The sequence below is a fragment of the Mojavia sp. genome, assembly GCF_059505145.1.
Genome location: NZ_JCACKA010000066.1, coordinates 23,627 through 49,858, shown reverse-complemented (window position 1 = coordinate 49,858; position 26,232 = coordinate 23,627). Strand labels below are relative to the sequence as shown.

Annotated in this window: 20 protein-coding genes; 3 read left to right on the top strand and 17 right to left on the bottom strand. The window is 40.3% G+C overall.

Features of this window, described 5'->3' with window-relative positions; genetic code table 11:
- Window positions 1-92: 92 nt before the first annotated feature.
- Complete coding sequence (locus AC5JL8_RS15730) at window positions 93-1,511, bottom strand: HlyD family secretion protein (RefSeq protein ID WP_495880098.1); 1,419 nt, start codon at window positions 1,509-1,511, stop codon at window positions 93-95.
- 1,014 nt (window positions 1,512-2,525) lie between these two features.
- Complete coding sequence (locus AC5JL8_RS15725) at window positions 2,526-3,263, bottom strand: phycocyanobilin:ferredoxin oxidoreductase (RefSeq protein WP_495880097.1); 738 nt, start codon at window positions 3,261-3,263, stop codon at window positions 2,526-2,528.
- 382 nt (window positions 3,264-3,645) lie between these two features.
- On the opposite strand from AC5JL8_RS15725, the gene AC5JL8_RS15720 reads away from it, so the two are divergent.
- Window positions 3,646-3,900, top strand: coding sequence for a hypothetical protein (locus AC5JL8_RS15720; RefSeq protein ID WP_495880096.1), 255 nt, complete (start codon window positions 3,646-3,648; stop codon window positions 3,898-3,900).
- 15 nt (window positions 3,901-3,915) lie between these two features.
- On the opposite strand, the gene AC5JL8_RS15715 is transcribed toward AC5JL8_RS15720, so the two are convergent.
- Both AC5JL8_RS15715 and psbP read right to left on the bottom strand, forming a co-directional pair.
- Window positions 3,916-4,509: a Maf family protein gene (locus tag AC5JL8_RS15715; RefSeq protein ID WP_495880095.1), complete on the bottom strand. Its 594-nt coding sequence runs from the start codon at window positions 4,507-4,509 to the stop codon at window positions 3,916-3,918.
- 75 nt (window positions 4,510-4,584) lie between these two features.
- Window positions 4,585-5,130, bottom strand: coding sequence for a photosystem II reaction center PsbP (gene psbP / locus AC5JL8_RS15710; RefSeq protein WP_495880094.1), 546 nt, complete (start codon window positions 5,128-5,130; stop codon window positions 4,585-4,587).
- A 147-nt stretch (window positions 5,131-5,277) separates the two neighbouring features.
- Between psbP and AC5JL8_RS15705 the strand changes: the two genes are divergently transcribed.
- Both AC5JL8_RS15705 and AC5JL8_RS15700 read left to right on the top strand, forming a co-directional pair.
- The gene (locus AC5JL8_RS15705; RefSeq protein WP_495880093.1) at window positions 5,278-5,901 is read left to right on the top strand and encodes a hypothetical protein; all 624 of its coding nucleotides are present in this window, start codon (window positions 5,278-5,280) and stop codon (window positions 5,899-5,901) included.
- A gap of 418 nt (window positions 5,902-6,319) precedes the next feature.
- The gene (locus tag AC5JL8_RS15700) at window positions 6,320-7,318 is read left to right on the top strand and encodes a DUF2278 family protein (RefSeq protein ID WP_495880092.1); all 999 of its coding nucleotides are present in this window, start codon (window positions 6,320-6,322) and stop codon (window positions 7,316-7,318) included.
- Window positions 7,319-7,336: 18 nt separating this feature from the next.
- On the opposite strand, the gene AC5JL8_RS15695 is transcribed toward AC5JL8_RS15700, so the two are convergent.
- The 13 genes from AC5JL8_RS15695 to hpsA all read right to left on the bottom strand — a co-directional run bounded on the left by AC5JL8_RS15695 (window position 7,337) and on the right by hpsA (window position 25,583).
- Window positions 7,337-8,728 (bottom strand): PP2C family protein-serine/threonine phosphatase, encoded by a 1,392-nt coding sequence (locus tag AC5JL8_RS15695; RefSeq protein WP_495880091.1) that lies wholly within the window; start codon window positions 8,726-8,728, stop codon window positions 7,337-7,339.
- 975 nt (window positions 8,729-9,703) lie between these two features.
- A complete protein-coding gene (ftsY, locus tag AC5JL8_RS15690) occupies window positions 9,704-11,458 on the bottom strand; it encodes a signal recognition particle-docking protein FtsY (protein ID WP_495880090.1) in 1,755 nt (584 codons plus the stop codon).
- Window positions 11,459-11,620: 162 nt separating this feature from the next.
- Complete coding sequence (nusB, locus tag AC5JL8_RS15685; protein WP_495880089.1) at window positions 11,621-12,250, bottom strand: transcription antitermination factor NusB; 630 nt, start codon at window positions 12,248-12,250, stop codon at window positions 11,621-11,623.
- A gap of 122 nt (window positions 12,251-12,372) precedes the next feature.
- A complete protein-coding gene (locus AC5JL8_RS15680) occupies window positions 12,373-13,146 on the bottom strand; it encodes a DUF502 domain-containing protein (RefSeq protein WP_495880486.1) in 774 nt (257 codons plus the stop codon).
- Window positions 13,147-13,730: 584 nt separating this feature from the next.
- Window positions 13,731-14,639, bottom strand: a complete 909-nt coding sequence (locus AC5JL8_RS15675) for a glycosyltransferase family 2 protein (protein WP_495880088.1) — start codon at window positions 14,637-14,639, stop codon at window positions 13,731-13,733.
- Window positions 14,640-14,835: 196 nt separating this feature from the next.
- Complete coding sequence (gene hpsJ-B, locus AC5JL8_RS15670; RefSeq protein WP_495880087.1) at window positions 14,836-15,675, bottom strand: hormogonium polysaccharide biosynthesis protein HpsJ; 840 nt, start codon at window positions 15,673-15,675, stop codon at window positions 14,836-14,838.
- A gap of 282 nt (window positions 15,676-15,957) precedes the next feature.
- Window positions 15,958-16,629 (bottom strand): TIGR04282 family arsenosugar biosynthesis glycosyltransferase, encoded by a 672-nt coding sequence (locus AC5JL8_RS15665; protein ID WP_495880485.1) that lies wholly within the window; start codon window positions 16,627-16,629, stop codon window positions 15,958-15,960.
- Window positions 16,630-16,661: 32 nt separating this feature from the next.
- Window positions 16,662-17,228, bottom strand: coding sequence for a GspH/FimT family pseudopilin (locus tag AC5JL8_RS15660; protein ID WP_495880086.1), 567 nt, complete (start codon window positions 17,226-17,228; stop codon window positions 16,662-16,664).
- A gap of 88 nt (window positions 17,229-17,316) precedes the next feature.
- Entirely contained in the window at window positions 17,317-18,294 is a 978-nt protein-coding gene (gene hpsE, locus AC5JL8_RS15655) for a hormogonium polysaccharide biosynthesis glycosyltransferase HpsE (protein WP_495880085.1), read from the bottom strand.
- Between the two features lie 43 nt (window positions 18,295-18,337).
- On the bottom strand, window positions 18,338-19,036 hold the full coding sequence (locus AC5JL8_RS15650; protein WP_495880084.1) for a pilus assembly FimT family protein: 699 nt from the start codon (window positions 19,034-19,036) through the stop codon (window positions 18,338-18,340).
- A 25-nt stretch (window positions 19,037-19,061) separates the two neighbouring features.
- Window positions 19,062-20,042, bottom strand: a complete 981-nt coding sequence (gene hpsC / locus AC5JL8_RS15645) for a hormogonium polysaccharide secretion pseudopilin HpsC (protein WP_495880484.1) — start codon at window positions 20,040-20,042, stop codon at window positions 19,062-19,064.
- A 173-nt stretch (window positions 20,043-20,215) separates the two neighbouring features.
- Window positions 20,216-20,959 (bottom strand): hormogonium polysaccharide secretion pseudopilin HpsB, encoded by a 744-nt coding sequence (hpsB, locus tag AC5JL8_RS15640; protein ID WP_495880083.1) that lies wholly within the window; start codon window positions 20,957-20,959, stop codon window positions 20,216-20,218.
- A gap of 16 nt (window positions 20,960-20,975) precedes the next feature.
- Window positions 20,976-25,583: a hormogonium polysaccharide biosynthesis protein HpsA gene (gene hpsA / locus AC5JL8_RS15635; protein WP_495880082.1), complete on the bottom strand. Its 4,608-nt coding sequence runs from the start codon at window positions 25,581-25,583 to the stop codon at window positions 20,976-20,978.
- Window positions 25,584-26,232 lie beyond the last annotated feature (649 nt).

Sequence of the window (26,232 nt, the reverse complement as noted above, 5' to 3'; positions counted from 1 at the left end):
GACCAAAGCATACTTTGGTAATTTCAGTAAATACATTAAGTTTTAAAATCAAAAGCATTTTGCTCTAGTTTTTTGAATTTCTTGAAGCGGTATTAGTTATTAATTTCAGCAACAACTTTAGCGTAGGTTAAACCTGCAACTTTTTGGCTATCTTCTGGAGCGAGGGCAATTTTTACTTCTACAACTCTGGCATCTACATCTGCTGCTGGATCTGTATTCAGCACATCTTTTTTGCCAATTTTTCTACCAATCTCAGTGACTGTTCCCTTTAATTCGCCAGAAAATGCTCCGTTATCACTAGTGATTGTAGTGTTTTGACCGAGACGCACTTTACCAATACTATCTTCGGCTACTTCAGCGATCGCAATCATTTGATTAGTTTGTCCAATCTCAGCAATGCCCATTTGATTTATGGCTTCACCGGACTTAGTATGAATTTTGAGAATCTCACCATTAATTGGTGCTTTGACGTAGCTCAACTTCAGTTCTGCTTCCGCCTTTCTGACTAGTGCGATCGCATTGCTGATTTGAGCTTGTGCCATTTGCATATCAGTAGGACGAACTTCTAGAAGCCTGTTGAGTCTGGCTTTTTCTTCGTCGATTTGCCTTTGTAAAGTTGCTATAGTTTTGTCGCGGTTAACTTTAGCTTCGATCAACTGCTGTTGCAAAGTCGATAAAGTTTTGATTTGGTTAGCTCTGGCCTCAGCAATTTGTTGGCGTATAGTTGCAATAGTCTGGCGGAGAGTAGCTTGACCTTCAACGACCTGTTGATTACTACTTACGGCACTTAGGCGTCTTCTATCTCGTTCTTGTTGAGAAATTGCACCTTCTCTATATAACATCTCATAGCGTTGAGCATCGACTTGGGCATTACGTTGTTCAGCTTGTATACGTGTGAGTGTTGCTCTTAAAGTATCTTTTTGTCCTAGCAGTTCAGCTTCTAGGCGATTAACCGTTGCTTGTTGGGCAAGTTTTTCCCCGCTTAACTGAGCTGCAATTCGAGTAATCATTGCTTGTTGAGCATCCCTTTCTCCGCGTAACTGGGCCTGTAAACGAGCAATCACAGACGTTTGGGCTTGAATATCTCTAGGTGACCCAGCTCTGATTTGCGCTAGATTGGCGCGGGCTTCTTGCAATTTTGCTTTTGCCTCTTCCACTGCTGCTACTTGAGTATCGTGGCTATCCAAAATTGCAACTATTTGACCTTGCTTTACCTGCTCTCCTTCTCTAATAAGGAGTTGCTGAATTCGTGACCCCCCTTGCATTCCTGTAGTGGGAGCAGATAACTTTATTACTTCACTTCGTGGCTCCAAACGCCCTACAGCAGTAATACTGTTGGCAATTGGTCTAATGGGTACGGATGAAGCTAGTTTTTTTAATTGTTCGACTTTGGCTGTGCCTAGTACCCCAGCTGCAATTACTATTGGCAGGGCTACAGCAATGCTCCACCAAACTTTAGGTTGTTCAAGTGGCTGCTCCCTTAATTTTGGCTTCTCAGTCACCCTTGACATAGTATATTGCCCGTTTATCTGAATGTGCTGATGCAAGTAAAAAGCGAGTTACGCGCAGTTGGACTATTTAAGAAGGATTTTTAGTAGACAGCCAGATCCCTATACCAAGTTGCAGCCGCAAGTGTAAATTTGCTAATCAATACACATTAATTAGGCTGATAATAGGTAACTTACAATTGACTATTAGTTAGGAAAAATTACCAATTCCTTAGAATTAAGGTATTTGGCTTGAGACCGCTGCTTAGGATGAAATGATGACAATTGCGTAGAGGCTTTTATGGCAGATGTCTTTGACATAGCCTGTGATGGTCAAAGATGCTCGTAGCTTCAAAGACTTCTACAATTTAAAAGTTTTAGCCTACGGGATAGATGCTTTGGCTAATCGATTGAAATACGTCTGGCTGATTGAGACGATGCTGTAGAGTTTGATGGATCTATACTATGTATTCATTAAAGCAAAGGCACAATTACTGTTATCAGTTTAATAAATGTGACTTTGATTAAAGCCCCTTACAACTGTCGCCCTAACTCTCATAAAGTCTTTGATGTTGATGATGGGTGGCGAAAGAACTGCGTTAATTTGACTTAATGTTTGAAACTGCACCCAATTATGGATAAACTGGTAAAGTTGATTACCTTATAAGTAGACAGCAGCAAATCTCGATCACCGAAATCTTTTAAACTGTCTAAAGTAAGTTTTTATTGAGTCAGTTAACGACTAACTAAAAAATATCGATCAATAAAGTATTCCTAACATCACATTTTCCTTAACTTTCTGGTTAAACCGAGAGCAGAGTTTGTTGCTAATCTCTACCAAGACAACCAACTATCTCTGGATATCTATACCAAAAACTTAACTGCTCTCTCTGCTGTTGTTTTCTAACTCCATCAAACTTTAGTTAAATGAATTCTACATTTATCAGTTGCTGGAAAACGTAACAGAGCCTACAGATGAAGATATAGAGAGAAGTCCGACAGATAGCCATCGGAACTTCAGGAAAGATAAAGAAATGCTTAATCTGGAAGATCAAATAAAACCGTAGTCATGTAATTTTCTGCCCAAACTGGGCCAAAGGCTTTTTCGAGTACACGACGGGTTTTGTCGTTTTGTTGCTGCTGGGTGCAGTAGTTGCGTTGTCCTGCAAGGATTTGTGCCGTCTTTTCGGGTGAAACTGGAATAGAGGCGATCGCCTGGGTGCAATGAATGTCTAAAAATTCCTGTACACGTGAGAGAAATAGCGTTTCTTCTTCTGGGGAGCTGGGGCGAACAAAGATGCAAAAATCAGAAAAGATGTGTCCCCATTCCGGCAATTCACGCGGTTGGGAGAAGTTTAGCACTTTTAAGGGTGTCAGTGCAGATGTATAAGATTCTGGTAAGGTGCGATCTAAACTCACAGGAGAAAGGTCTGCGATCGCCGCGCTAATTTGACCCCTCCCACCTACTAAATCGCAACCAAACATCGGTAGGTTGTATTCTGGGCGGGGAAACATGACGCAGTGCAAAATATCCAGCATATTTCCCACCTTTGCCAGTTCCAAGTGCATTTTCCGAAACTGGGGTGTTTGATAGCAGCGATTTTCAATCGTCAATTTCTCACCCTCCAGTCTACCTTCCACATATCCCAATTCAGCCGGCAAGTTGTAAGGCGACAAATCTAAATGTTTATGCCAAGCCGCCTCAATGCAATCAGCCAGCTGGCGAATTAAGGGATGTTGTTGCTCGCGCAGCGAGGGAGTAGAAGTAAATGACATATTCTAGCTGGGGAATGTGGTCTATTTGCCAGTCTACAACTAGCCGCGTCATACCTATTCTGGCTTGCAACATAAGCAAACACTTACAGAAAGTCGGCGCGGGAAAGACCCACTTCTTCTAGGGGTGAGATGAATCTTCCCCTTGACTTGGGGCATTGGGGAGCCACTGCCCTAGGCGGGTTTCCCGACTTGAGGCAACTGGCGTGATTGGGCATTGGCATTCTTTCCTATGCCCCATTCGCCATGCCCGCGAAATCCCACTTCTTCTAAGGATGGGATGAATCGCCGACTTTCTGTAAAGTTATAAAACGGTTGCTTTTCAACAGGATTATTTATTTTGTATCCTGAGTTACAGAAATAATTTGAAATTAGTCCATCAGCTATGAAACTAGATTCTGAGAAACCAGATTTTGCAGTGCAACTCAGAAGGCAGAATCTGGATGTTACCAACAAGTTTTACTCCAACGAGTCACCACAGAAGTTTGCAGCTTCTACCTGGGTGAAACTGTTGCAACTTCCCAATCCCTTTAGTTTTGAGGAAGCACTATTATTGTGTCCGGTTTCACAAGATGAGTGGCTAGCTTGGATTCCAGATCATGGAGAAGCAATACTGCATACTAGGCAGTTTTGTTATTAGTTGTAGACAAATAACTTATTGCCAAAAATCAATCACGTTGTATCCTAGTTCGGCTAGCATGTGCCGCAGCAACGGTAGACTTAAGCCAATGACGTTGCTGTGACAACCTTCTATTTTTTCCACGAATAGACTACCGAAACCTTCTAAGGCAAAGGCCCCAGCACATTTGAGGGGTTCGCCTGTAGCAACATAAGCTTGAATGTCGCGATCGCTCATTTGAGCAAAATAAACTCTGGTAACCTGACATTTGACCACCGTGCGGTTTTTAGCAAGGTCAATCAAGGTATGACCAGTGTAGAGGTCGCCAAAGTTACCTTGCATTATCTGCCAACGGGCGATCGCTTCGGTAGAGTTTGCGGGTTTACCATGAATCTCGCCATTGACAGCCAAAACCGAATCACAACCCATGATCAAAGCTGCTTCAAACTGCGGAACCACAGTTTCCGCCTTGCGCTGGGATAAAGTTTGCACCAATTGGCCAGGATCATCTAATTGGATTTGTGACTCATCAAAGTCACTAGGACAAACTATCGGTTCAATACCAACAGTTTGCAGTAAACGGCGTCGCGCCGGCGAAGCAGAGGCAAGTACAAAAGATGGAATGCCCATATCTAAACTAGAAAGAAAAGGGGAAAAGACGAATTAAAAATTACCTATTAACCTTGACCCATTCCCCATTATCAATTAATAAACCAAAAAAGAACTGACAACTTCTTCTATAGCTGGTTTAAGTTTCTGCCAACGTTTTTCAGGAATTGAGGCATTAAAAGTAAAAAGTTTACCACGGCTAACAGCGACGCTAGCAATGTTGTGCCGTTGCTGTTGATTGGGCAGTTTAACTGCGTACTCTAAAATATAGTATGTCTTACCGTTAGATTCCCGCTCAAAGGCATTGACTAACTCAGCTGTACGTCCAGAGTCAGCAGGAGCGAGAGCAGCTTTACCCAGCTTATACCCTACTTCTGTTGGTGTTCCCAGTTGTGCTAAAGTTTCGCCTTCAGGAACAGGACTAATCACTACTGAGACATTTTCACTGATCTCTATTAAATCGTGGAACACCACATCAGGGCCGTTAGCAACTTTAACTTGCACCCAGCCATTAGGATATGAGAACTCATAGCCATTACTAGTGTTTACAAAGCTTTTGAGTCCAGCCGCAGCCGCTACACCAGAATTACTCAGACTGAAGCTCAATACTAATAGCAACATTAATGCAATTCGTTTCCACATTTTTTATAGATTCCTTTGGCCTGGAAGCAAAACAAGGCAAGCACAATTTCTCATTGTCCCATCAACAGGTACGCTTCGGATGATACCCTACCTGGGGAAATGAGAAGATGCATCAAGACAGATGCACAAAAATCTAAAACCTAATCTATGTTGATCAGTAACGAATTGCGCTGGTTTTATCCTGGCAAGCTTCCCGAAGATATTAAACTTTGGTTTCAGCAAAATTGTTTGATTGATCCGTTACAATCACCAGAAGCACGGGAAGACATTTATCTTTACTCGCCAGGATGTGATTATCTCGGTATAAAACTGCGGCAAGGAAGGCTGGAAGTCAAATGGCGGCAAGCAGAATTCAGCGTTGTGCGTTTTGGGGAATCAGTTGCAGGTCAGCCAGAGAAATGGGGAAAATGGTTGTGTGAGGACTCGACACAAGAAAGTTTTCAGCCTGCAATGGTTTTGGGGAACCCTTTGTGGGTGAGTGTGCAGAAAGTTCGCTATTCGCAACTTTTTCAAGTTTTAGCTGATTTGACAGCACAACCTGTTTCAGATCAGGAACGTATCGCTAATGGTTGCCGTGTAGAAATTACTAATTTGGTGATTCAAGAGAATGCTTGGTGGAGTCTTGCCTTTGAAGCTTTTGGCGAAAATAACTATCTGATGGAAAATCTTCAAGCCACAGCCAGCTGGGTATTCAATACTTATCAAGGGACAAGATTGCTAATTATAGATTCTTATGCTTACCCCCATTGGTTAGGGTTGGTTTATCGGTAAGTGCTTACAGACTCAACAAATCACCCTCCAGGGTACTACCGTATCTAATCATACTTAGGCAAGATTGTGATGTTACATGATTAATAAATTGAAAATATGCGTATTAATCTAAGTAATCAGAACTTACGCACTCAGATCCCCCAACCCCCTTAAAAAGGGGGGCTTTAGACGTTCCCCCTTTTTGAAGGGGGGTTAGGGGGGATCAGGGTTTCAGACTTCAGTGCGTAAGTCCTAGTAATTTAACTTGTACTTAAATTACATAAAAGGCTTTGGTAGGTAAGATATGAGGATTTAAAGACAAAAGTGTTCAAAAGCTTTATATTTCATACCCTTAACCCCCAGCCTCAACAGACAAACTCATCAGTGCGTAAGTCCTAGAAATGTTGTTCGTAGCAGCAAACAATTTTGGAGAACATAGATGCCCTTAAAAAATTACGGTGTTCTAAAATCCCAGGCTGTAGATCGCAAGCTTGGTGAAGGCCCGACTCCTCATTACCAAGTTCTGGTGACTGACGACAAGAAAAATAAGTATCGCATCGCCATCAATGTCAAATCCAAGCAAAGTCCTTCAGAATTGCTTTACTTTATCGACGAAAACTTTTCGCATCCCATTACTAAGGAATTGCAAGAGTTAGATTTCGGTTTCAACGAATTAGAAAGCAAACCTGGGGGAGTAGCTTTAGATTACATTCGAGGAAACTTGTTTGACCCGAAGCTGATGAAGGCTTTGCCATACAACGTTCCAGGGCCGGACAATGACCTTAACGAGTTGCTAGAATTATATATTGCCAGAGCGATCGCTTCACCAGAAGCCGTTTTATATCCCTTTGGTGAAAGGTGGGGCCCGGAAGAAGATTTGAAGGACAAGTATTTTGGTTTTCTTCCTGGTAACGGTATTCACGACATCCACTTTAACCAGGGTAGTGTCGGTCAATTTCAAAAAGACAATGGTGTTTGGCAAGATGGTGGACTGTTAATACACTATCCGGCTCGGAATCAGTGGGTAGGCATCTTTTTAGCTTTTCAGTCCCAATCTTTCCATACTGACGATATTACTGGTAACAGAATAGATGATATTACACCGATCGCGGCAACTGCGGCAGTCCGTATTATTGCTGCTTTGGTAAATCCTTATGGCGATGACGTCGGTAAGGAGACTGTGACTTTAATCAATACCTCACCCGATCAAGTTGATTTGAGTGGTTGGGCAATTGCCGATCGCCTTAAACGCAAACAACGCCTCAGTGGTACTATCAATGCGGGCGAAGTTGTCAAAGTACCTTTAGACAAAAACGGCATCCAACTAGATAATAATGGCGGCATTATTACCCTACTTGATAACAATGGAATCAAGATTGATGGTGTCTCTTATACCAAGCAAGATTCTCAAAAGCAGGGTTGGTCAATTGTGTTTTGAAGAACTAATGGCTAAGAACTATTCGATTTGTAGAACAACTAATGTCATGTCATCGGTGTTTTGTTTTTCATCACCAACGAATTGCTGAACTTGGTCAAACAAATAATCTACAATTTCTTCCGGCCCGTCGCAATACCTACAAGCAGCACTGAAGGAAGCGACGAAGTTTTCTTCATCGAAGCGATCGCCACCCGCAGCTGCGGCATCAGTCAAGCCATCTGTATAGTAAATAATTGTATCCCCAGGCTCTAGTTGTGCGTGGGCATCTTCATATTGGCTATTGGCATCTAAACCAATAAGCATTCCCAAGGTATCTAATCGGGTTACAGTTTTGGTTGCTGCATGCCACCACAAAGGAGGATTATGTGCAGCATTGCTATAAGACAAAATTCGGGTTTGGGGATTATATTCTGAGTAAAATAACGTCACAAAGCGGTGGGAATTTTCCAAATCCGCATACATGACTCGATTTAAGTTTTGCAAGATTTTGGATGGGGAATTACCATGTAATACCTCTCCCCGTAGCATTCCCCGCATCATTGTCATAATTAGCCCTGCGGGAACGCCTTTGCCCATGACATCTCCAATTACCAAGCCCCAAGAACCAGCTTCCAAACCGTTTGTAGTATGTAGCTGAATCTGATTTTTATTAGTGGCAATAAAGTCGTAGTAGTCCCCACCCACACGATTAGCTGGTTTACAGCGTGCAGCCAGCACTGCACCCGGGATGTAGGGACATTGGCGTGGTAGTAGTCGCCGTTGAATTTCTGCGCCAATTTCTAGTTCTTGATCTAGGCGTTCTTTTTTCCGTAATTCTACTGCTAGTTCATCGTTTTCGATCGCTACTGCTGTTTGATCTGCCACCAACCTGACTAACTTTTGTCTGGTTTCTGTCCAGCTATATTCTGGATCGCGGCTCAAGACATATAGCCAGCCTCGTTCTGTATGCTTTACTAAAATAGCCGTGCCAAAAATTTGTACATCTGGCCCCAAGTAACGATGCATCTGATCATCCAACATCCCCGTAGCAGTTGCTAGAGGAGCACTACTGGGCACAAGTGTGATTTGACTAGTAGCTGTTTCTAGCGCTTTGCGGATGTTCTTGCGCTGGCGACTGTCTTGCCAGTGTAATTGTTCTAATCTAACTTGACCGTTAGGTTTGTAAAGAAATAGGGCGCTGCCGTCCCCATCTGTGACTCTGGTTGCCATCAGCGGGATTAGCTCCAAAAATTGATTTAAATTATTGAAGCTTCTGAGGGCAAATCCTAATGAACTTAACAAATCCTGAATTTTGTTCTGTTCCCGGTGCAGCCTTGACACGAGTTCTTTGAGCGCTACGACGGGAGTAACATCTGTCGCGGCACTACTATTACTGTCAGTGGGTTGAGAGGGCAATTGAGACACAGGCACGGGTATTATTGCACTTTAAGATAAAAGATAGGTAAATCTTAGTAACTTATCAATATTTTGGTTTTGCGATTGCTAAACCATATTGGGACAAGATTTGTCATTTTAGCAAGAGTATAAAGACGTAAGACTTAAATTATATAAGTATTGCATTTGCTGCTTAAATTTCTAACTAAATATATAAATTTAAACTAATGTATTCTTCATCCGAAACTACTCAGTACAATCAGCAATTTCCGACAGACATCATCAAGAATTTGATTTTTTCATAAATTTATTACTTAGTTACAGATCTTCCATATGTCTTTAGACATAAAATCCTTTTGAAAAAAAATAATATATTACATTGTCAAAATATTTACTATTGGGGCTGGTGGGTCTAGCTCTTTCAGAGTATGGGTTTCTAGAGTAGGGATGAGTATCAAGTCAAGAGAGTTCATCTTTAAGCTGGAAAACACGTAAACACATTACTTTGATCTGATTTAAAGTTAAAATATCCATTCCTAATACTTTTACACCAAAAAGTGAAACACAGTTTTGTAGCTTATCAAATATATTTTACATTTCTAAATTTTTGGCAGTAATATTTGACAATTCTAAAACAACAAAAACTTGCAATCAACTAGGAGTGCTTCTATGTCTCGTTTACACTAATTTCCTGTTTGTCAACAGGATACTGATGAAGACGGTACTTGAAAGTGCGGTTGTTTAAAAATTAACCACTCTACAACAAGATTGAAAGCTGTATCTTAGAAGTCCTCTGTGCTGCGATATCTGATAACCCCATCATTAAAGGCTAAAAATGCAGCATTAGAGTAAGTTTTTAGCAAAGCTATACTTTATTTGTGACAAACTAACGATTTTAGGACTTACGTTTTTCTAGTACTTTGTTGCTATTAATTTGCAATGACAACACCAGAGGAGTAAGTCCCAAACTTATTAGTTTTCAAAGAGAAATCTTAACTAAAAAATTTTAAACTAGCCACTTAATAGCGCTTCGACAAACTCGTAGCTGGAAAAAGGACGCAAATCTTCAATTCCTTCACCAGCACCGATAAAGCGAATTGGTAATCCTAGCTGCTGTACGACAGCAAGAGCAACACCTCCTTTGGCAGTACCATCCAACTTGGTTAATACTACACCACTGAGTTGGGCAGCTTGGGAGAAAACCTCAGCTTGCCGCAATCCATTTTGGCCTAAAGTGGAGTCTAGAACCAATAGTGATTCTACATTGGCATTAGGGGCTTTTTTGTCGATAATCCGACGAATTTTACTAAGTTCGTCCATTAAGTTTTTCTTGTTTTGCAATCGTCCCGCAGTATCTACTAAAAGTAGTTCAGTTTCCCTGGCTTGGGCCGCTGCGATCGCATCAAATACTACTGCTGCCGGATCTGTATTCTTGCCAGGGTTAGAAATGACTTCTACACCGCTTCTAGAACCCCAAACTTTTACTTGTTCGACAGCAGCAGCACGAAAGGTGTCTGCTGCACCAATCAAGCATTTATAACCGGATTTTTGTGCTAAGTGGGCGATTTTGCCAATGGTTGTTGTTTTACCTGCACCATTCACCCCAGTGATCAACCAAATGTTCAGTGTTTCTTTTTCTGGGGCAAAGCTAGGTTTATGGTTTTTACTCACCGGGCCATCCAGCATATCCCGCAGAATTTTTTTGAGGTAGGCGATCGCTTCATCTGGAGGGGTAACTTCTTCTCGCAATTTTTTCTGCAGCGAATTAATAATCAAATCTGTAGCCTCTACACCCACATCAGCTTGTAGAAGCAAAGCTTCGATTTCCGCTACAGCAGCTTGGTTGAGTGGTCCTTGACCAACAATTGCCTTCAGTTGGTTCAGGATATTACGACGGGTTTTGTCTAACCCTTGGCGTAGCTTTTTGAGCCAAGTAATTTCTTCAATCGAAACGTCTTCTGGACGTCTACCTTGGGCTGCTAAAACTTCTGCTGACCATACAAACCCTTCATCAAAGGTTAATCCCAGAGTTTCCTCTGCTGTCTGTGGCGTAGCGGTGGTTGAGACTGTAGTGGCGGCTGTTGGCTGTATTGTCTCAGGTTCTGGGACTTCAATCGCGTTGGCTAGCAGTCTTTCTTGCTTTGCTTGCTGTTCAGCTGCTGCCCGTTCTAAGAAAGATAAAGTGGTTGGTGCTGTTGGCTGTGCTGACTCTGCCTGACTTACCGTTAATTCTGCACTAGAGACATCGGGTGTCTCAGTAATGGCTGCTATTGAGGAGCTAGCTGTACTTTCTTCATCTGTACCAGATAATTCCTCAAGAGTCGTTTGGGCAGCAGTTACATTTAATTCTGGGATTGGTGTAGTTTCTGCGACTTCCGCAGGTTGCTTAGTAATTGTTTGTGTAAGATTTGGATCTAATTCTGGTTCTGGTGATGCCGTTTCTGTGGCGGCGGCTGATTGTGTAGTTTCAATTTCAGGAGTAGATGTTTCTACTACTTCAGTTTCTGTTATTTGTTCTGGGGCATCTACTGCGGCAGGCGGATTTTCTACTGCCTGCGATTGCTGTTTTTGCTGGATATTTTTGTAAGCTGCTTTAGCAAAAGCCAACAAGTCTGCCGCTGTTTCGGGTGTAGTTTCTACTGTTGGCGTTGACGTTTCGGCTGGTTCTGGTTGGGGTTCTTTTGCAGGAGGAGTTTCTCCCTGTTTTTGTTCTGAGGGAGTATCAGAAGAATCGCTATGTTGACGACGGAACCAATTAAAAACCATTGCAGCTAGTGATATTAGTTGTTATGTGAGTATGAGTTATAAGTTATGAGTTTAATTTAACTCCTGAGTCTTTTCTGGTGTGAAAACCGCCAGGATATCCTCACTTCTCACGTTCAACTCAAAACTTAGCACTCATCAAGGTTATTTCGTTCCGCTAAAATTTTAGGCAGACTTTTTTTGCTCTGTAAATCGACGTAGAACACCATTAATAAACCTATGCCCTTCATCTCCACTGTAGCGTTTGGCTAATTCCACAGCTTCGTTGATAGCCACACTGTCAGGTAAGTTTAAAAACAGCATTTCTGCCACAGCGATTCGGAGGATATCCCGGTCGATTTGAGCCAAGCGAGTAACTTGCCAATCTACCAAGGCAGAGGCAATTTGTTCATCTACAGTATTTCGCTCCTCGTTGACTGTCTTGACAATTTGGATAGCATATTTGCTAACTGTCTTATCTTGAGTTGCAAGCTGAATTAATTCTGGGAACTCCACAGCTGCACCAAGTTGATTGATTGCTGTTTGGGTATATGAAATTGCCTCTTGGAGCATTGTGCGAGCAGTATTAAGGTCTGAAGCACGAGTTTGGCTAGTTAAAACGCGATCTTGACTGCGTTGGAGTTCGCCAGCAGCCTGATCTAGATTATCTTGTACTTCCGATCTCAGGGTGCGTACAGCTGCGAGTACTAACTTGGGTAGTTGTTCTTCTGTGAGCTTCTTGGGATTTACTGGCAACTGGCTAAGGCTTAAAAGCGCCAGTTCACGAGCGAGTTGCTGAGGTTTACGATCTTGCATAAAAGTGAGTTGGAATGAGTGTTAAGTGATTTAGGTAGAGAGAATGAAGTTAAGAAACGGTAAATTTTGGCATAGCCAGACAACCATATTATCTATATTGCTTGTAAATTTACCGAGTAATTTTAAGTTTCTTCGACGGGGATAACCTGTGAGGTAGTTTCTAAGTGTGGTACTTCCAGGTTGCACTCTTGAGAGATAACTAGTGTAGGAAGTGCTGTATTAGGGGCGACAATGCCACCAGAGACTACTATTTTAAAAGCATCTTCTATCGATATTGGCAGGTTTAATACCTCTTCCTCAGGTACTATTGCATACCAGCCTGTAGTAGGATTTGGGGTAGTGGGGATAAAAACACTCAGCATTGGTCGAGTCATCTGGGCTTGGATATCGCTGCTAATGACTCCTGTAACGAAGGCGATCGCCCACACCCCTGGACGGGGATACTCTAGTAAAACTACACGGCGAAATTTACCATTAGCATCTTTAAGAAGTGTTTCTAAAAGCTGCTTCAGGGTTTTGTATACTTGCCCAGCCAAAGGAATCGCCTGCAACAAGCGCTCACCAAAATCCAGCAACCACCGCCCGGCTATATTCCGCGCCATCAAGCCAATCAAGAGAATACTCAATAGTGGTACAGCTAGTCCAACTACGAGATTCAGTATATTTACTAGTATAGGATGCAGCCCTTCAAAGGGATTCAGTTGTTTCGGAATTTGGGTGAGAAAGTTGATTACCCAACTAGCGATGGTAATCGTAAGCCAGATAGTAGTTGCTAGCGGAATTACTACTAACAATCCGGCAATCAAGTCATTTTTTAAATCCTGCTTTAAGCGATCAATTGCCAAATCCCTATTCTCCTTTTTTAGGCTAGTGGAACTTTTGTTATCGGTATTCATACCAACAGATTCGTCAAACTGTGAAGACATGACTTAAGGCACACAATACCGCAAGCAACTTTCCTAAAGGCACGCACTTGTTGCTGGAAATCCAGCGCTTTTGTGCATAAACTTAGATGAGATGTTTACCACCTAGGATCGGGGCTGGTTATTCTCAAAGGCTGTTACTTTTCTTTATAAGACTTGTAAAGTATTGTTGCAAGTCTACTAAATAGTACTCATCCTACTGAGCGTAATCAAAAGCTGCTCATACTTTTGAAACTATTATCAGGTAAACAAAAGGGACGTTTTATCCAGTGAATAGTCTCAGTTAGGCGGGAGGAACTTTTCTGAAAAATTTAGATGAAAAATATAAACTTATCATAACCGCGAATAAGACCTAAGCTGTCCTGAAAATAGACGCTGGGCTGGGACGCGAAGAAAGGAAGACGCGGTGAGACACGCTTACACCCAGCCTAAAGACACTACCTTTTTGCGTATGTCCTGATTGCGAATGCGTAAGCCCTATTTGCTTGAGAAACCTTGTTAGTGGTTACAAAACTTAAAGCAAGCTAATTAACATAGTTTTTAAGACTATCCTTGACTCAAGCCACATCAGCCTGTGTGCTTTCTGAAGCCACGTGCTGCAACTGTTGTGTGCTTTGATCTGTCAGAGGTACTGTTGCATCTATTCTGGGTACGGGCAGGTGCTTCATTTCCCAAACTTTGAGCAAAATTAAATATTCGTAGAATGCCTGTAATGTACACCAAGCTATCCCAGCGCGTCCATCTAGGCAACCACCTAATAAAAAATACATATAAAAAAAACGTAATAAGGGTCTGGCGGGTAAGCGTAAGGATAAATCTTTCAGGGCGCGACGTCTTTCTACTTCTGATTTGCCAAAAAACAAATCTCGCCAGTTAACACTACCTTGTTGTAATTGATATAAAGTCTCTGCGGCTTCATCTGTAGAGTAACGGTTGTGCTTTTCAATCCAACGGCTCAAGCCTTTGCTACAAGTGTAGTGGGGGTAAGTTTCCTTTAAAAAGCTAGTTGCACCGCTACAAACTTCTCTTTCAGTATGACCGTAGTCTGTAAACCAAACTTGACCGTGACGCAATAGGCGCAGTTGGTAACGGGGATATTGGGTGCTATGGCGAATCCAACGATTCATGAACATGACACGTTCCGCAACGTAGTAGCCGGTATAGTCTGGATTTTGAATTGCCTTTTCGCATTCTGCAAACAGTTCTGGCGTTATGCGTTCATCGGCTTCTAGAATGTAAACCCATTCATGCTTCGGTGTAATGGACTCTAGCATCCAAGTACGTTGCCGTCCATGACTTTCAAAAGGATGTTGAAAAACGCGAATAGGATAGCCTTTGGCGATTTCTACAGTGCGATCGCTACTGCATGAATCTACAACAATAATGTCATCCGATAGCATCGCCGACTCTATACAAGCAGCAATATCTAACTCTTCGTTATATGTAAGTATGTAAATTGAAAACATTTTTTTGTATTATAGATATTTGACTAATTACTAAGCCGCATAATACTTAACTTGTATATATTCAGCTATCTTGATAACTTTAAATTTTTAATTGCTTGATTGACTTCTTATTTTTCTTATTTAGATAACTGGCAGTATGAACTTTCAAAAATAGTTAAAAAATATTTGAACCGTTCTACTGCCCGTGAATAGTTATCTAGCGTACAGAGGCTTTTCGTCCACCACCCTTGGCAGCACCCATACTTTTTAATCCTGTCCAGCCGATGATTATGTAACCAATGGACAGTAGCAAACTACTAATACCAATCCGTAGCCCAGACTTCCAAGCATTGTCTCTAGCTTGCTTTTCAGCTTCTTCCCTGCGCTGACGAATTTGGTTGAGCCTTTGATTTGCAAGCCCTTGAGGATCTGTTTGTTGGGCGATAAATTTATCAAGTTCTTGGGGATTTGCTTTAAACTTCCTGAGTAACTCTTTTTGAGCAGCGGGAAGTTGCGGATTTTCAAGTGCTTGTTTATATTTCTGCTCATCTTTAAGCAGTTCAGCAAACTGGGATCTAGCTTGGTTTCGCAATTGTTCTAACTGAGCTTTTCCTTGTTCGTTGTTTAGTTGAGCTTGGAATTGCGCTAGTTGATTTTTTAGTTGGTTTTCTGCTTGTTCAGCATCCTGGTTAATTTGAGTTACTGTTTGTGTGCTAGCTTGACGAACATTATTAAGATGCAGAGGAAAAATTAGCAAGAATAGCAACCCTAAGATACTTGCTAATATCAAGGCTGGAAATCTTAAATCTATACCTTGTGGGCGATCGCCATCCTCTACATTCTCAAACCAATATGCAGCGAACAACATCCCCAAGCCTACCAACGGCACAATTCCTCTATCAACTACGGCTGTTGCCAAGTTGATTTGCCATCCTCGGTCAGTTGGTTGAAAGGGTAACAAGAAAATTAAAAAGTCAACCAAAAAGGACAAAATTAAAATTATGCCGACCACTTTTAGGATGAGGGCAGTATTTACGGAAGCAGAACGGTTAACCATATTTTTTCGGTCTTGTTGTAAATCAGAGTGATTGTCCTATTTAAAGTTACTTGAATATTGTTACCATGACCTATCTGTTGCGTAGCTACCAAAGATGGATACAGTACTAGTGCAGATTTTCTATTTATTGGTTTGAAACTACACCACGCTAGCATCTGTAATCTATGGTGTCTTCAGGAAATACTTGGTGATTCAATATACTGAGGTTTGCGTGAGCGCAGGAGTAAAACACGAAAAAATTTTAAGTTTTTCTTTTGAACTCTCCAGCTAACCTATCTTCTTTCAAGTTTCTGCTTTGTAATCTTTCCAATTACCAACTTCTCTATCAAGAGTTTGTTGCCAAATTGGTAAATCCTCTGGACGGTCAACATCACCTAAAGGAGGTAAGTAAATATGTGATAAATTAAGCTTTTGAACAATGTTTATAGTCTGTTGCAATACTTGAGAAGTTCCCCAGCTGATGTTAGTAAATAGTTGGGCAATCAAACGACGCAAACCAATTAAATAATAGCCACCATCAATCGCTGGGCCAACGACTAGATCAAAACTATGCAGTTGTTCAAATGCCGTTGCTAAAAGCTGGGAATTCACTCCAGGACAATCTGTGCCGATGATGATAACTTGTTCTGCACTTCTTTGAAAAGCATCAAAAAGCGATCGCGTCATTCGTTCGCCCAAATCCCCTTCGCCTTGAGACTGGTAATTTAAAGCGAACCCTAGCCAATCTTGCATTAGCTGTAAATTGCCACCTGCAAACCGCACTTCAAAAGTAAGGGGAGTTAACTTTTGCAATTCTTGAGCCTGAAATACAGTATATTCAGTCATCTGCCTTTGAAGATGAGCAGCGCCTTCACTTCCCAAAGCAGGTATCAACCGAGTTTTTGTTTTCCCTGGTTCTGGATAACGAGTAAAAATAATCAGATGCTGTTTTGCGATTTCTGGTGAATTTAGCACGCCATAGGTTATTCGATTCAACAAAGAATATCTTAATAGCAATACTTGCCATCTTGGGCTGTAGTACGCTCTTTACTTGTCCGCATTGCGCCTAAAATTGTAGAGACAAAAACGCAGCGTTTAGCTCTGCCACCATGTTTACTAGATAGAGTAATCCTCCCTAGAGGAGGTTTATCAACATTACCCATGTAATCAAATTGGATTCGCCTTACCCCGCCTGACTGTTGTAAGGTTGTTTCCTCGTCTAAGCGAACATTGGCATCTAAATTATTCCAGTTAGCATTGGCAGGATTAACACTTGCAGGGTGAACCGCCCATTGCACAATACCGTTATTGTTACGAAAACTGGTTTGCCAGGCCAATTTTTCTTTTTTGGCTTGGCTTTGGGCTTGTCGCATAGCACTGTAAACTTCACTTTGAGCAGTCTTAAGACGTTGAGTGTCTACAACAGTTAGCCAACTGGGTGCTGCTATAGCAGATAATATGCCAATCATCAAAATAACTGTTAAGGTTTCTAGCAGAGTAAAACCACTACTAAAGTTGATATTGGAATATTTTATTATTTGTAAGTAATTATATAAATTTCTGTATACATTCATTTTTATATATTCGCTTTTTAAATCTTATATAAAGTATTTATTATTTATATTTTGTGAACATTTATATAATTTTAAATTAAATCAGGAATTAAATCAGGTTAGTTTTGTTTTGCTTAAAATACCCATTTTTCCAAAGATAAAAAGGACTGATTAAACTACTTAAGAATAGTTGAAATTCACAAGTTTTTACTAAATCAGTTTGCAAATGATATCCATACTTGAGCAAATAAAAAGTTATTTTACGTAAATCATTAAGCATATAAGCTATAAATAAAAATGGTTTTATTTGAGGGCTTACATTCAGCATACGAATTACATAGCGGCTAAGTCCAATCCCACGAAAAAAGGGTATTAAATATTCTTTAGTTAAACGAAAACTAGGAATTTTATGGTAAATTTCCATTGCAGGGTTATACCAAATTTGCCACCCGGATTTTTGGATATAAGATAACATTTCTAAGTCTTCGCTAGTAAGCATATTACCTGCTACTCTACCAGTTAAAATAGGTTGCTCAGGTACACTATCTAGCCAAGCTTGACGACGCACGACAAGTCCAGCAGAAGGAGGCAGTAATTTGTTACTAGCTTTATATAACAAAGGTAAGTTTCCTCGTTCTGTAATTGCTAGAAATGGGGCAATTCTCTCAAAATTTTTGGGTGGTTCTACTTCCCAATCAGGATGAATTTGGCTACCATAAGCTCCCACTTTGGGATATTGTTCACCAAAAGCATAAGCAGCTGATACCCAGGTGGGTGTAGGGTAATTATCATCATCTAAAAAACCTATAAATCTACCTCTAGCTTCTGTAACTGCCCGTTTTCGTGCATACGCTGCTCCTTGTTTTCTTTCAAAACAATACTTTAAGGAATAAGAACACTGCCAATTTTCTTGATAAGTTTTAATAACTTGAGATGTCTTATCAGTACTGTTATTGTCTACAACAATAATTTCCCAAGATAAATTTTCGGTATTAATTTGATTTTTTAGTCCTTCTAGTAGTTCAGGTAAACGATGTTCACCGTTGTAAGTGGGAATAGCTACTGTTAAATCCAAGCAATTTTTCATTGATATAAGTTGATAGCTCTATATAAAAAGGTGAGCAATGGATTTAATTACATTTAGTATCTTTCTCTGTAATCATTGCACCTATAAGAGTTTTGACTATTACACATCGCTTCATGTCATTAGTGGATGCAGAAGTAGCAGAAGTCGGTATAACTACAGCAATTTTTAAGCCTGGGGTTTCTTGAGAACTTTCATTTTTTATACCAAAATAAGCATTTGGTAGACTTGCCATGTAATCAAAAGTAATGGTCTTAGCAGTAGCTAAAAAGTTGTAGCTTAAATCTAAAGTACCATTGTCATTAGTTTTATTTTGATCAGTCAGATTTGTCAAAAGTGCGATTTGTCCAGACTTAAATTCTAAGTCACCTCCCAAAGTCTGCCATTCAGGACTAGAAGAAGAAGGATAAACGGCTATTTTAGGAATTTTATTTTCTACTTTAAAACTGACACTGTAACTAGTTTTTGTCCTTTTAGCTTCTCGATGTGCTTCCTGTAGTGCGGCTAAAACAGCATCATTAGCTTTACTTAATCGCTGACGGTTGACAAACCCCAGCCAGCTAGGAGCTGCTATAGCTGATAAAATTCCTATGATTAGTACCACTACTAATACTTCTAGCAAAGTGAAACCAGCATCTTGCTGATTATGTTCACATACTAAACTTCGTAGTTTATTTTTTGCATTTTTGCTGTGAAGCTGTAATAGTTTGACATTCATCTTTTCTATTATGTAATCAGCAGCCATTGGTTGCCCCTTGAATTTGCAATATTTACCTAAATAAGTATCCCCGTCCTTGAATTCTTACACTTGTTGTGGGGAAATAAGTTTTATTACCAGCATTGTATTTGATTCTATTTGTATCGCTTTCGATACGAGCCAGTGCATTACCTCGGATGAATACCTGTGCTGTTGTGTTAGCTCTATCCACACAAACATAAAAGCCTGTAATACTATTTGATGGTGCTATTGTTGACCATGTAATTGGAGGCGTTGTGGAGTTAGGAGGGCAAGTTGCAGCTGGTCGTGGTGAATCTGTACTTTGATCAACATAGTCAATCAGCACTGTAGCAGTATTATTAGAACTATAAGCTACAGATGATTTTTTCCATTTGTTCATCCCTTGCTCTAAACTGTCAGCCTCATCAAACTGGTCTTCAAAGGGAGCAAAACCTGGGCTGGGGCAGTTATCAGCATTGATATAATTGGCAGTATATCCTGTACAAGTTACACCACCACTTATAGCTTTCACACCATCTTTAATTTGCCATCTAGCGATACGAGCAGCTTTTGACCAAGTAGCATTAGTAGTATTACTATCTTTGATTAAATAGTAAGCAACTAATGAGTAAACAAAAGTATCATCTTTTTTTGAACCAGTGGCGGCTGCTATTACATCACTAACTAATTCTCGTTTCCAAAAAACTAGTAAAGGCAACTTTTCTGCATCATCTGGATAACGCAATTGAGATTTTATTGCCTCAATACCAGCAGTGTCATAGATATACACCGCCTGCTGTAAATCGCGGGAAATGTAATTGAGTGCAGTTTGGATTTCTTGCTCAGAATTTGCTTTAGCTTGCTCTTGTCGGTCTGTACTCAACACATTAATCATGAAGCCTAATAATGGTGTAATGATTAAAAATGCGAGCAATAAAGCTACTAACAATTCAATGAGAGTAAAACCGCCATGTTTCTGAATGACTTTGGAGCTTTTGATATGGCTCCTAAGTATAATTTGGATTGTCTTCATCATGGGTTTATCTTTTTATTGAAGATGCACCGTTTGTACATTGTCAGGTTTTCCAATTTCTAACGAGGAAAAAGTTTGTAGTAAGGATTTTAGTCCTAAAAATAATTTCCAGTAGGGATTTATCCCTCACTACAAACAAATTTTTTAATTGACTTGGAATAATATTTGGCTAATTATTGACAGTCTTGGTTGTTTCCATCCTTGTCTGGTGCTAGGCCAAGACGATTACATAAAGCCTGAAATGTAGTGCTAACATTGCCAATATCCACTGTTCTTTCTATTGCTGGTGCTTGCTGGTTACCCAGCCCTTCAGTCACAACTGATGCTGTTTGTTTAGTGGTATTGCCTGAATCGTCTTTTGAACTAGCTAGGAGAGGTTTCTCAAAATCAACATCTGCTCGATAAACCCTAAGTGCTAGACGATAACCGTCATTTGCTCCACTTCCTGTGACTATAATTTGACGTGCTTGAATGTAAAACTCTTCAAATGGGCTGTCTGAGTTTTTTGTACAACCTATCTCACTGGTATGGCAAATAATGCCATCTTTTTTAAAGAGATACAAATCATTATCATCTTTAGTATCAGGAACAGGCATTTGGGTGAGACTAATTAAATTATCTTCCAGGAGTCTCGGATCAGCTGCGGTTGCTGGGTCTAATGGAATTTTGTTGTCGTTACTGTATTCTCCAGGTGTTTTAATTGAATTGGTTCTAACTCCATCAATGAATGTACTTGCAGCTTGAGTTGCTTTTTCTATTCGCCGAGATTGGACACGAATAGCTGTTGACATGACAAGGACAGGGGATATAGCTGCCAATAAAATGGCAACTACAACTATGCCTATAAGTGACTCAATAATCGTAAAACCAGAATCACTGGAAGATGAAGTTTTTTGCTGTAGTTTGCGTTTAATCATGACTTCTCACCAGCTTCTAGTTATATGATGGGCAGTTAGAAGGATGCTGATTTGTATCTATGGCAAATTTAGTATTGTCAGTGCCATTTCTAGCGCATAACAATGTCTCTACCCATTTGTCATCTCGGCCAACTTCACGGAAGTATTCATCTGGTAAATCAGGTGGGGTCAGTACCAGTTTGCTGGCAAATAAGTCAGGCGCTTGAGACAGCAGGGCTACATCATAACCCCACTGTCTTTTAGGAGGAATAAAGCCAGTACCTCTACCGTTATCAATATCAATCGCGTAACCATTGTTAGATGCTCCGTTATATGGGCCTGTGGCGTAAGCGCTCTTTTTCACCTGCATAAAAGAACCGCTAATTGTAGCTGTTCTCGTAACGCTAGGAGGTTGCCAGTTTTCCATAAAGCGAACAAAGTTGTGCAAACCACCGTTATCTTCTGTAGGACGGGCTGGACTATCTCCGGCAGCAACAATTAAGTTGAAAGTAGTATCAGCAACTACTGGTTGTAGCCATTTATTTGTATCTTGATTACCACCTGCACCACCGATCTTGTTGGAATTAGTTGGGTTAGAAGATGTAGCAAAAGGATACTTAATTTGCAAGATTGGTGTAAATGCTGTGATATTACCACCGCTTATAGTTGGATTTAACCAAGGCATAGATACACCGTTTGGTGGGGACATGAGATCTGAACCAGGATCTCCAAAATCGAATATTTTGACGTTCCCGCTTTTATTAACACCTAAAACTTTAAGTGGTTCGACTATGTTTCCCGTATTTAAATCTCTAACAAAGGCTATCCTGCGGGGAGCATTATCATCAAAACATTTTGGCCCTTTGTTATTTTCACTTCCAAAGCTTTCTGGATCATCGAAAATATATCCGGTTTTAATCCTACTGTTACCAGGATCTCCATTTTTATCTACAATTTTGTCATTGAGATAGGTATTACCTCCACCGTTATCACTACAGGATGTCTGAATAGTCCAGTTTTTAGGATCGCTACAGAATGTTTCTGCATCTACTTCTATTGCATCTTTTCCTTTTCCTATTGTTCCTTTTCCATTGGTTACAGGACAAACTTCTGTCAAATATGCACCTGGTATTGCCCTACGAACAATGGGTGTAACAAAGTTATTTAAATAGGAACTGAAATAGTTGGGTTTACCCGTACTGTCATACCATTGAGCTTGGGTAACAAAGTTATTGTATTTTGAGAAACCACTTGGTACTGAAGCTAGGGGACTTTGGCTCCAGTCATAATCACCTTGATCACGGAATCCAAATATAAAACTGTCAGAAAGTAAGGTAACGGTATCTGCTAATACAGTGGCAGGCCGCCATTCGTCACCAGTAGTACAACTGGGTAACCTGGGGTCGCTCTTACGACAGGCAAAGTTGGAATTGAGTGTAATGCGATCTTCATAGAACGTTTTAGTAGTCCAATCCCCCACGAGTTTTTGTGTAAACTCTTGTTGTTCGTTACTTGGAGAAGCAGAGTCTTGATGGCGATTAAAGTTACCTTTAATATACACAGGCAAATTGGTAGCTAAAATCAATCCTTTTTCTACATCTCGGTAAGTTGATGTGCGCCCCAGTTTGTCACCTTTTTCTAGCATAATGGCGTTAGGGCGACGGGTAGGATCAAGTTTAAAGTCCACAGGACTGACTAGCTTGTTTGCCTCTGTTGGAGTTGAATTACTTGAAAGCAAAGGAAGTGCTGTGATATCTGCACTCATGTCTAACAGAGCATCATCACGAGTCGCATAAATAATACCGCTATTGGGTAGTAAGTATTCTTGGGATGGGGTGGCTCCACCAATAGTTTGTTGACGCAGGAGGTCAAGGTTCAGGACAGTGGCACGAATTTCTAGTGGTTGTCTATCTATGACATCACGATTATAGGTATCAGTTGGCACAACATTATTACTAGCCCCACTATTACCTTGAACTTCTCTTGGATCTAAAAAGGATATCTCTCTAATTGCACCGTGAGGAATGGCAAGACTGCTAGTTACAGGCAAAAAACTTGAGTCATATAGAATTTGCAGGGCGCATATCTGAGCATCAATAGCAGACTGCTCTGATAAAGTACGATTCGCTGTTTTAGCTAACGCTCTTGCCAGTAGTCCATCGTCTATTAAACGTCCATTTGGATACCTTAATTGAGATTGGTAAGTCAGCGCTGTTGAATAATCGGTGACAGTCTTGGTAGGCGCGGGGTAAACTATACCGTTGTTGGATAAACCATTTGCATCAGTACTCCCAGGTATTGTTTTACCTGCAAATGTTGTTTTATTCTTAGCTGTAGTGCTGTTAGTCGGAACATAATAGCTACTTACACAGGCTATGGGTTTTGGCGTTTGTGCATTGTAGCTAGCAGATTTGTAGTGATAAACTGCCGTAGCCCGCATTTGCAGATATGGAGTTTTAGATTCATCTACTGTTGTAGTGCTTGGGTTATCAGTAATCTCAGGCCATGTATATTTCAGGGAGGCTATATCGTTAGAAGCGCCTGTTATGTAAGCATACATCCAATAGGGCTGGATAGTCTTTTGAGTTGGTGCTGTACCCGGCACTGGCATTGTATCCGGCCAAATAGTTTTGATAGTGTTATCAAAAGTACTAGGAGTACCACCTTGATTAAAATAAATACCCGCACCAGTGATTACTCGCAAACCACCTACAGGTACTGTGGGGTCTGCTGGATTTTTAGCTGCGTCTAGTTCCCAGTCTCCATCTCTTTCTGTAGATCCGACATCAGCCAATGTCTGCACTAAAGAACGTCGGGTACGAATTTCTGTGGTATTGTCCGGCTTGTCCCATTTAATACCATCAATTTGTTGCGTATCCTCAACACCTGACCCTACAAACTGCTCTTTAGTTTTATCCCACCAAAGTTCAGGCAAGTTGTTACCAACTACAACTCTGTCACCTAATTCTGCTTCTTTTCCACTATTTTTTTTGAGTTCTTTTGGCTCTGTGGCCTTTGGCTCTAAGGATGTACTACTGATATTGAGCGCTAGTTTGGTGTATGTATCAGTATCTGTTTTACCGTCTTCTGGTTTTGTAGGATAAATCCATTTATCATTAGCACGTAATGTATCAGCACTTCCTTGCAATAGTGGGCTAGGACTTGCATCTGTAGCATTAAAAGCCACTTCTGCAAAAGGTACACGACGGGTGCGTCTTTTAAAATACAGTTCCAGCTGTTGACGGCGAATTTTCTCAAGTTCTAGTGTCGTGAAACTGGATAAACCTAAACTTTTCTTTTTCTTTTCAATACCGTCTTTTACTTCTGATGGATCAGTAGTATCTGAATTGCTTATTTGAGCAGCAACTAATCGATTTATGCGACTCACATAGGCTTGATTGTTATAGGCTGTATTTTGAGGAGTTGCAGTAACTGATCTTATCCATGTTGTCTTAGTCGGATTAGTAGACTTTCCTTGGAATAAATCGACTTCAGTGCTTGAAGTATTGCTGCTAGAACCAGATGTAAATTTATCAATAGCTAAATTGCCACCAACTACAATTTTTGCATTGCTAGGTTCATAAAAACAGGATTTTAAGGCACTAACTTGGTATAACCTGATAGTATTGGTAGTGAGAAAGTTACTATTAGTAAAAATTGCCCCATTTAGATTTAATGCTGCACCTGGAGTAATTTCTACGTCATCTTCGTAAACAACAGCGTAGTTATTCGGTGGTAGTTGTAACCGATCTTGTTGATATTCTACAGATGCAAAACCTTTGTTGCCTTTGTACTGCTCATATTTATCTTTATCTTCCGTAGCTATAGTGGTATCATCTTGCGGTTTGGATGTAATTGGTACTGTGGCAGTATAAACAAAAAAGGATTTCTTTAACTCATTATTTTGTTTAACCCATCCCGTATTACCTACTAAAACGGCACTCGTATTTGCACCACAACTTGTATCTAGAGTACCTTCTACCATTGGTGGAGTTCTGGCTTCTAAAGCATTTCTGGCACGCTCATATTTATTATCACTACTTACTTCAGGAGTTCTAAAGTAAATTCCATACAAGGTGTAGCTATCAAATTTACCGTTGTTATCGGTATCAACAGGAAACTTCCAAGCAGTTTTGAGAGTTTCATTTTCATATATTGGTGTATTTTCTCCTGGTGGATCAATTTTGTTATTACCATTAATATCAAAACCTAGTTCCAATGGGGTTTCGTCACCAAAGGTATATTCTGTTAACTTATCTGTCAAAACATTGTATAAGGCTTCATCCGTTGGTGTAGCCCGTGGTAATCCTTTATCTTGAAATAGCTTATTTAATTTAGCTCTACCTCTATCAATTGCTGGAGTTGCAGCACTTAAAACAGCTTCATTGACACGGACATTGCTGGCATTTTTAGCACGGTCAAATGACCGGAACATAATGGCTGTGGTTAGGAGAACAACCACTATTGATACCATTGCTACTGTTGGTAATACAAACCCTGCATTAGTTGTTTCTCGTCTTCTATTGAGACCAGAAATGGATCGTAGTAACCAAACAATCTTTTTTTCGCTGGTTTGTAATAATTTATGAGCGATTTTTTGTGAAATTCTGGTTATTTTCTTGGCTGGATGTTTTCTTCTAGACATAGCTGCTCCCCTGTCCAGTGAAGTGATGTAAATATATTTTGTGTTGGAGTTTTCTTAATAGCCTGAAATTATCAAACTATCAATGCCAAAGTCCAGGTTGATGTTTATGTAACAGCTGTATGTTTGCTCAATGGCAAATTAAGTAGTTACACAACGAAAAACAATTGATATAGGTACTGTTCGTTTATAGCATTATTGAAACCTTACCTTTAAACTGGAAAATACTGAAATTGTGTAAAGTTTTAACTTAATAAAGAAAAAAAGTTTTTATATCTCCAGTAATCTTATTTAGAATAATGTTACTTTGCGCCTAGATAGATTCTCAATAGAATTAACTAATAAGGAAAAATGTGCTTCTTTCATTTGCTTATATTTTGCACTTACACCCTAGAAGGGTCAGGATCAACAAACAAAGCCTGCCTACGCAGGCTAAAAATGAATACGGTTCAATTAAGGAACGAAACCTAAAATTTTCGGGGTTTGTTAGGTTTCACTTCGTTCAGCCCAACCTTCTATCTAGGTACAAAATAACATCAACAATTAAAAACCTCCCCGGAATGAGGAGGTTGCTGGAGCAAATATTTTCTTACAGGTTAATACTGAGGAATTAAGTTTGCTAGTCTATACCTTGTTCAAAAGTTTATAGGAC

What these genes read in the sequence shown, in the direction of transcription:
- nusB (WP_495880089.1), bottom strand. Translation starts at nt 12,250, where the DNA reads ATGCAAGATCGTAAACCTCAGCAACTCGCTCGTGAACTGGCGCTTTTA.
- hpsC (WP_495880484.1), bottom strand. Translation starts at nt 20,042, where the DNA reads ATGAAGACAATCCAAATTATACTTAGGAGCCATATCAAAAGCTCCAAA.
- AC5JL8_RS15680 (WP_495880486.1), bottom strand. Translation starts at nt 13,146, where the DNA reads ATGAATACCGATAACAAAAGTTCCACTAGCCTAAAAAAGGAGAATAGG.
- hpsJ-B (WP_495880087.1), bottom strand. Translation starts at nt 15,675, where the DNA reads ATGGTTAACCGTTCTGCTTCCGTAAATACTGCCCTCATCCTAAAAGTG.
- AC5JL8_RS15705 (WP_495880093.1), top strand. Translation starts at nt 5,278, where the DNA reads ATGTTGATCAGTAACGAATTGCGCTGGTTTTATCCTGGCAAGCTTCCC.
- AC5JL8_RS15675 (WP_495880088.1), bottom strand. Translation starts at nt 14,639, where the DNA reads ATGTTTTCAATTTACATACTTACATATAACGAAGAGTTAGATATTGCT.
- AC5JL8_RS15660 (WP_495880086.1), bottom strand. Translation starts at nt 17,228, where the DNA reads ATGAATGTATACAGAAATTTATATAATTACTTACAAATAATAAAATAT.
- ftsY (WP_495880090.1), bottom strand. Translation starts at nt 11,458, where the DNA reads ATGGTTTTTAATTGGTTCCGTCGTCAACATAGCGATTCTTCTGATACT.
- hpsB (WP_495880083.1), bottom strand. Translation starts at nt 20,959, where the DNA reads ATGATTAAACGCAAACTACAGCAAAAAACTTCATCTTCCAGTGATTCT.
- AC5JL8_RS15650 (WP_495880084.1), bottom strand. Translation starts at nt 19,036, where the DNA reads ATGGCTGCTGATTACATAATAGAAAAGATGAATGTCAAACTATTACAG.
- hpsE (WP_495880085.1), bottom strand. Translation starts at nt 18,294, where the DNA reads ATGAAAAATTGCTTGGATTTAACAGTAGCTATTCCCACTTACAACGGT.
- AC5JL8_RS15730 (WP_495880098.1), bottom strand. Translation starts at nt 1,511, where the DNA reads ATGTCAAGGGTGACTGAGAAGCCAAAATTAAGGGAGCAGCCACTTGAA.
- AC5JL8_RS15725 (WP_495880097.1), bottom strand. Translation starts at nt 3,263, where the DNA reads ATGTCATTTACTTCTACTCCCTCGCTGCGCGAGCAACAACATCCCTTA.
- psbP (WP_495880094.1), bottom strand. Translation starts at nt 5,130, where the DNA reads ATGTGGAAACGAATTGCATTAATGTTGCTATTAGTATTGAGCTTCAGT.
- AC5JL8_RS15700 (WP_495880092.1), top strand. Translation starts at nt 6,320, where the DNA reads ATGCCCTTAAAAAATTACGGTGTTCTAAAATCCCAGGCTGTAGATCGC.
- AC5JL8_RS15720 (WP_495880096.1), top strand. Translation starts at nt 3,646, where the DNA reads ATGAAACTAGATTCTGAGAAACCAGATTTTGCAGTGCAACTCAGAAGG.
- hpsA (WP_495880082.1), bottom strand. Translation starts at nt 25,583, where the DNA reads ATGTCTAGAAGAAAACATCCAGCCAAGAAAATAACCAGAATTTCACAA.
- AC5JL8_RS15715 (WP_495880095.1), bottom strand. Translation starts at nt 4,509, where the DNA reads ATGGGCATTCCATCTTTTGTACTTGCCTCTGCTTCGCCGGCGCGACGC.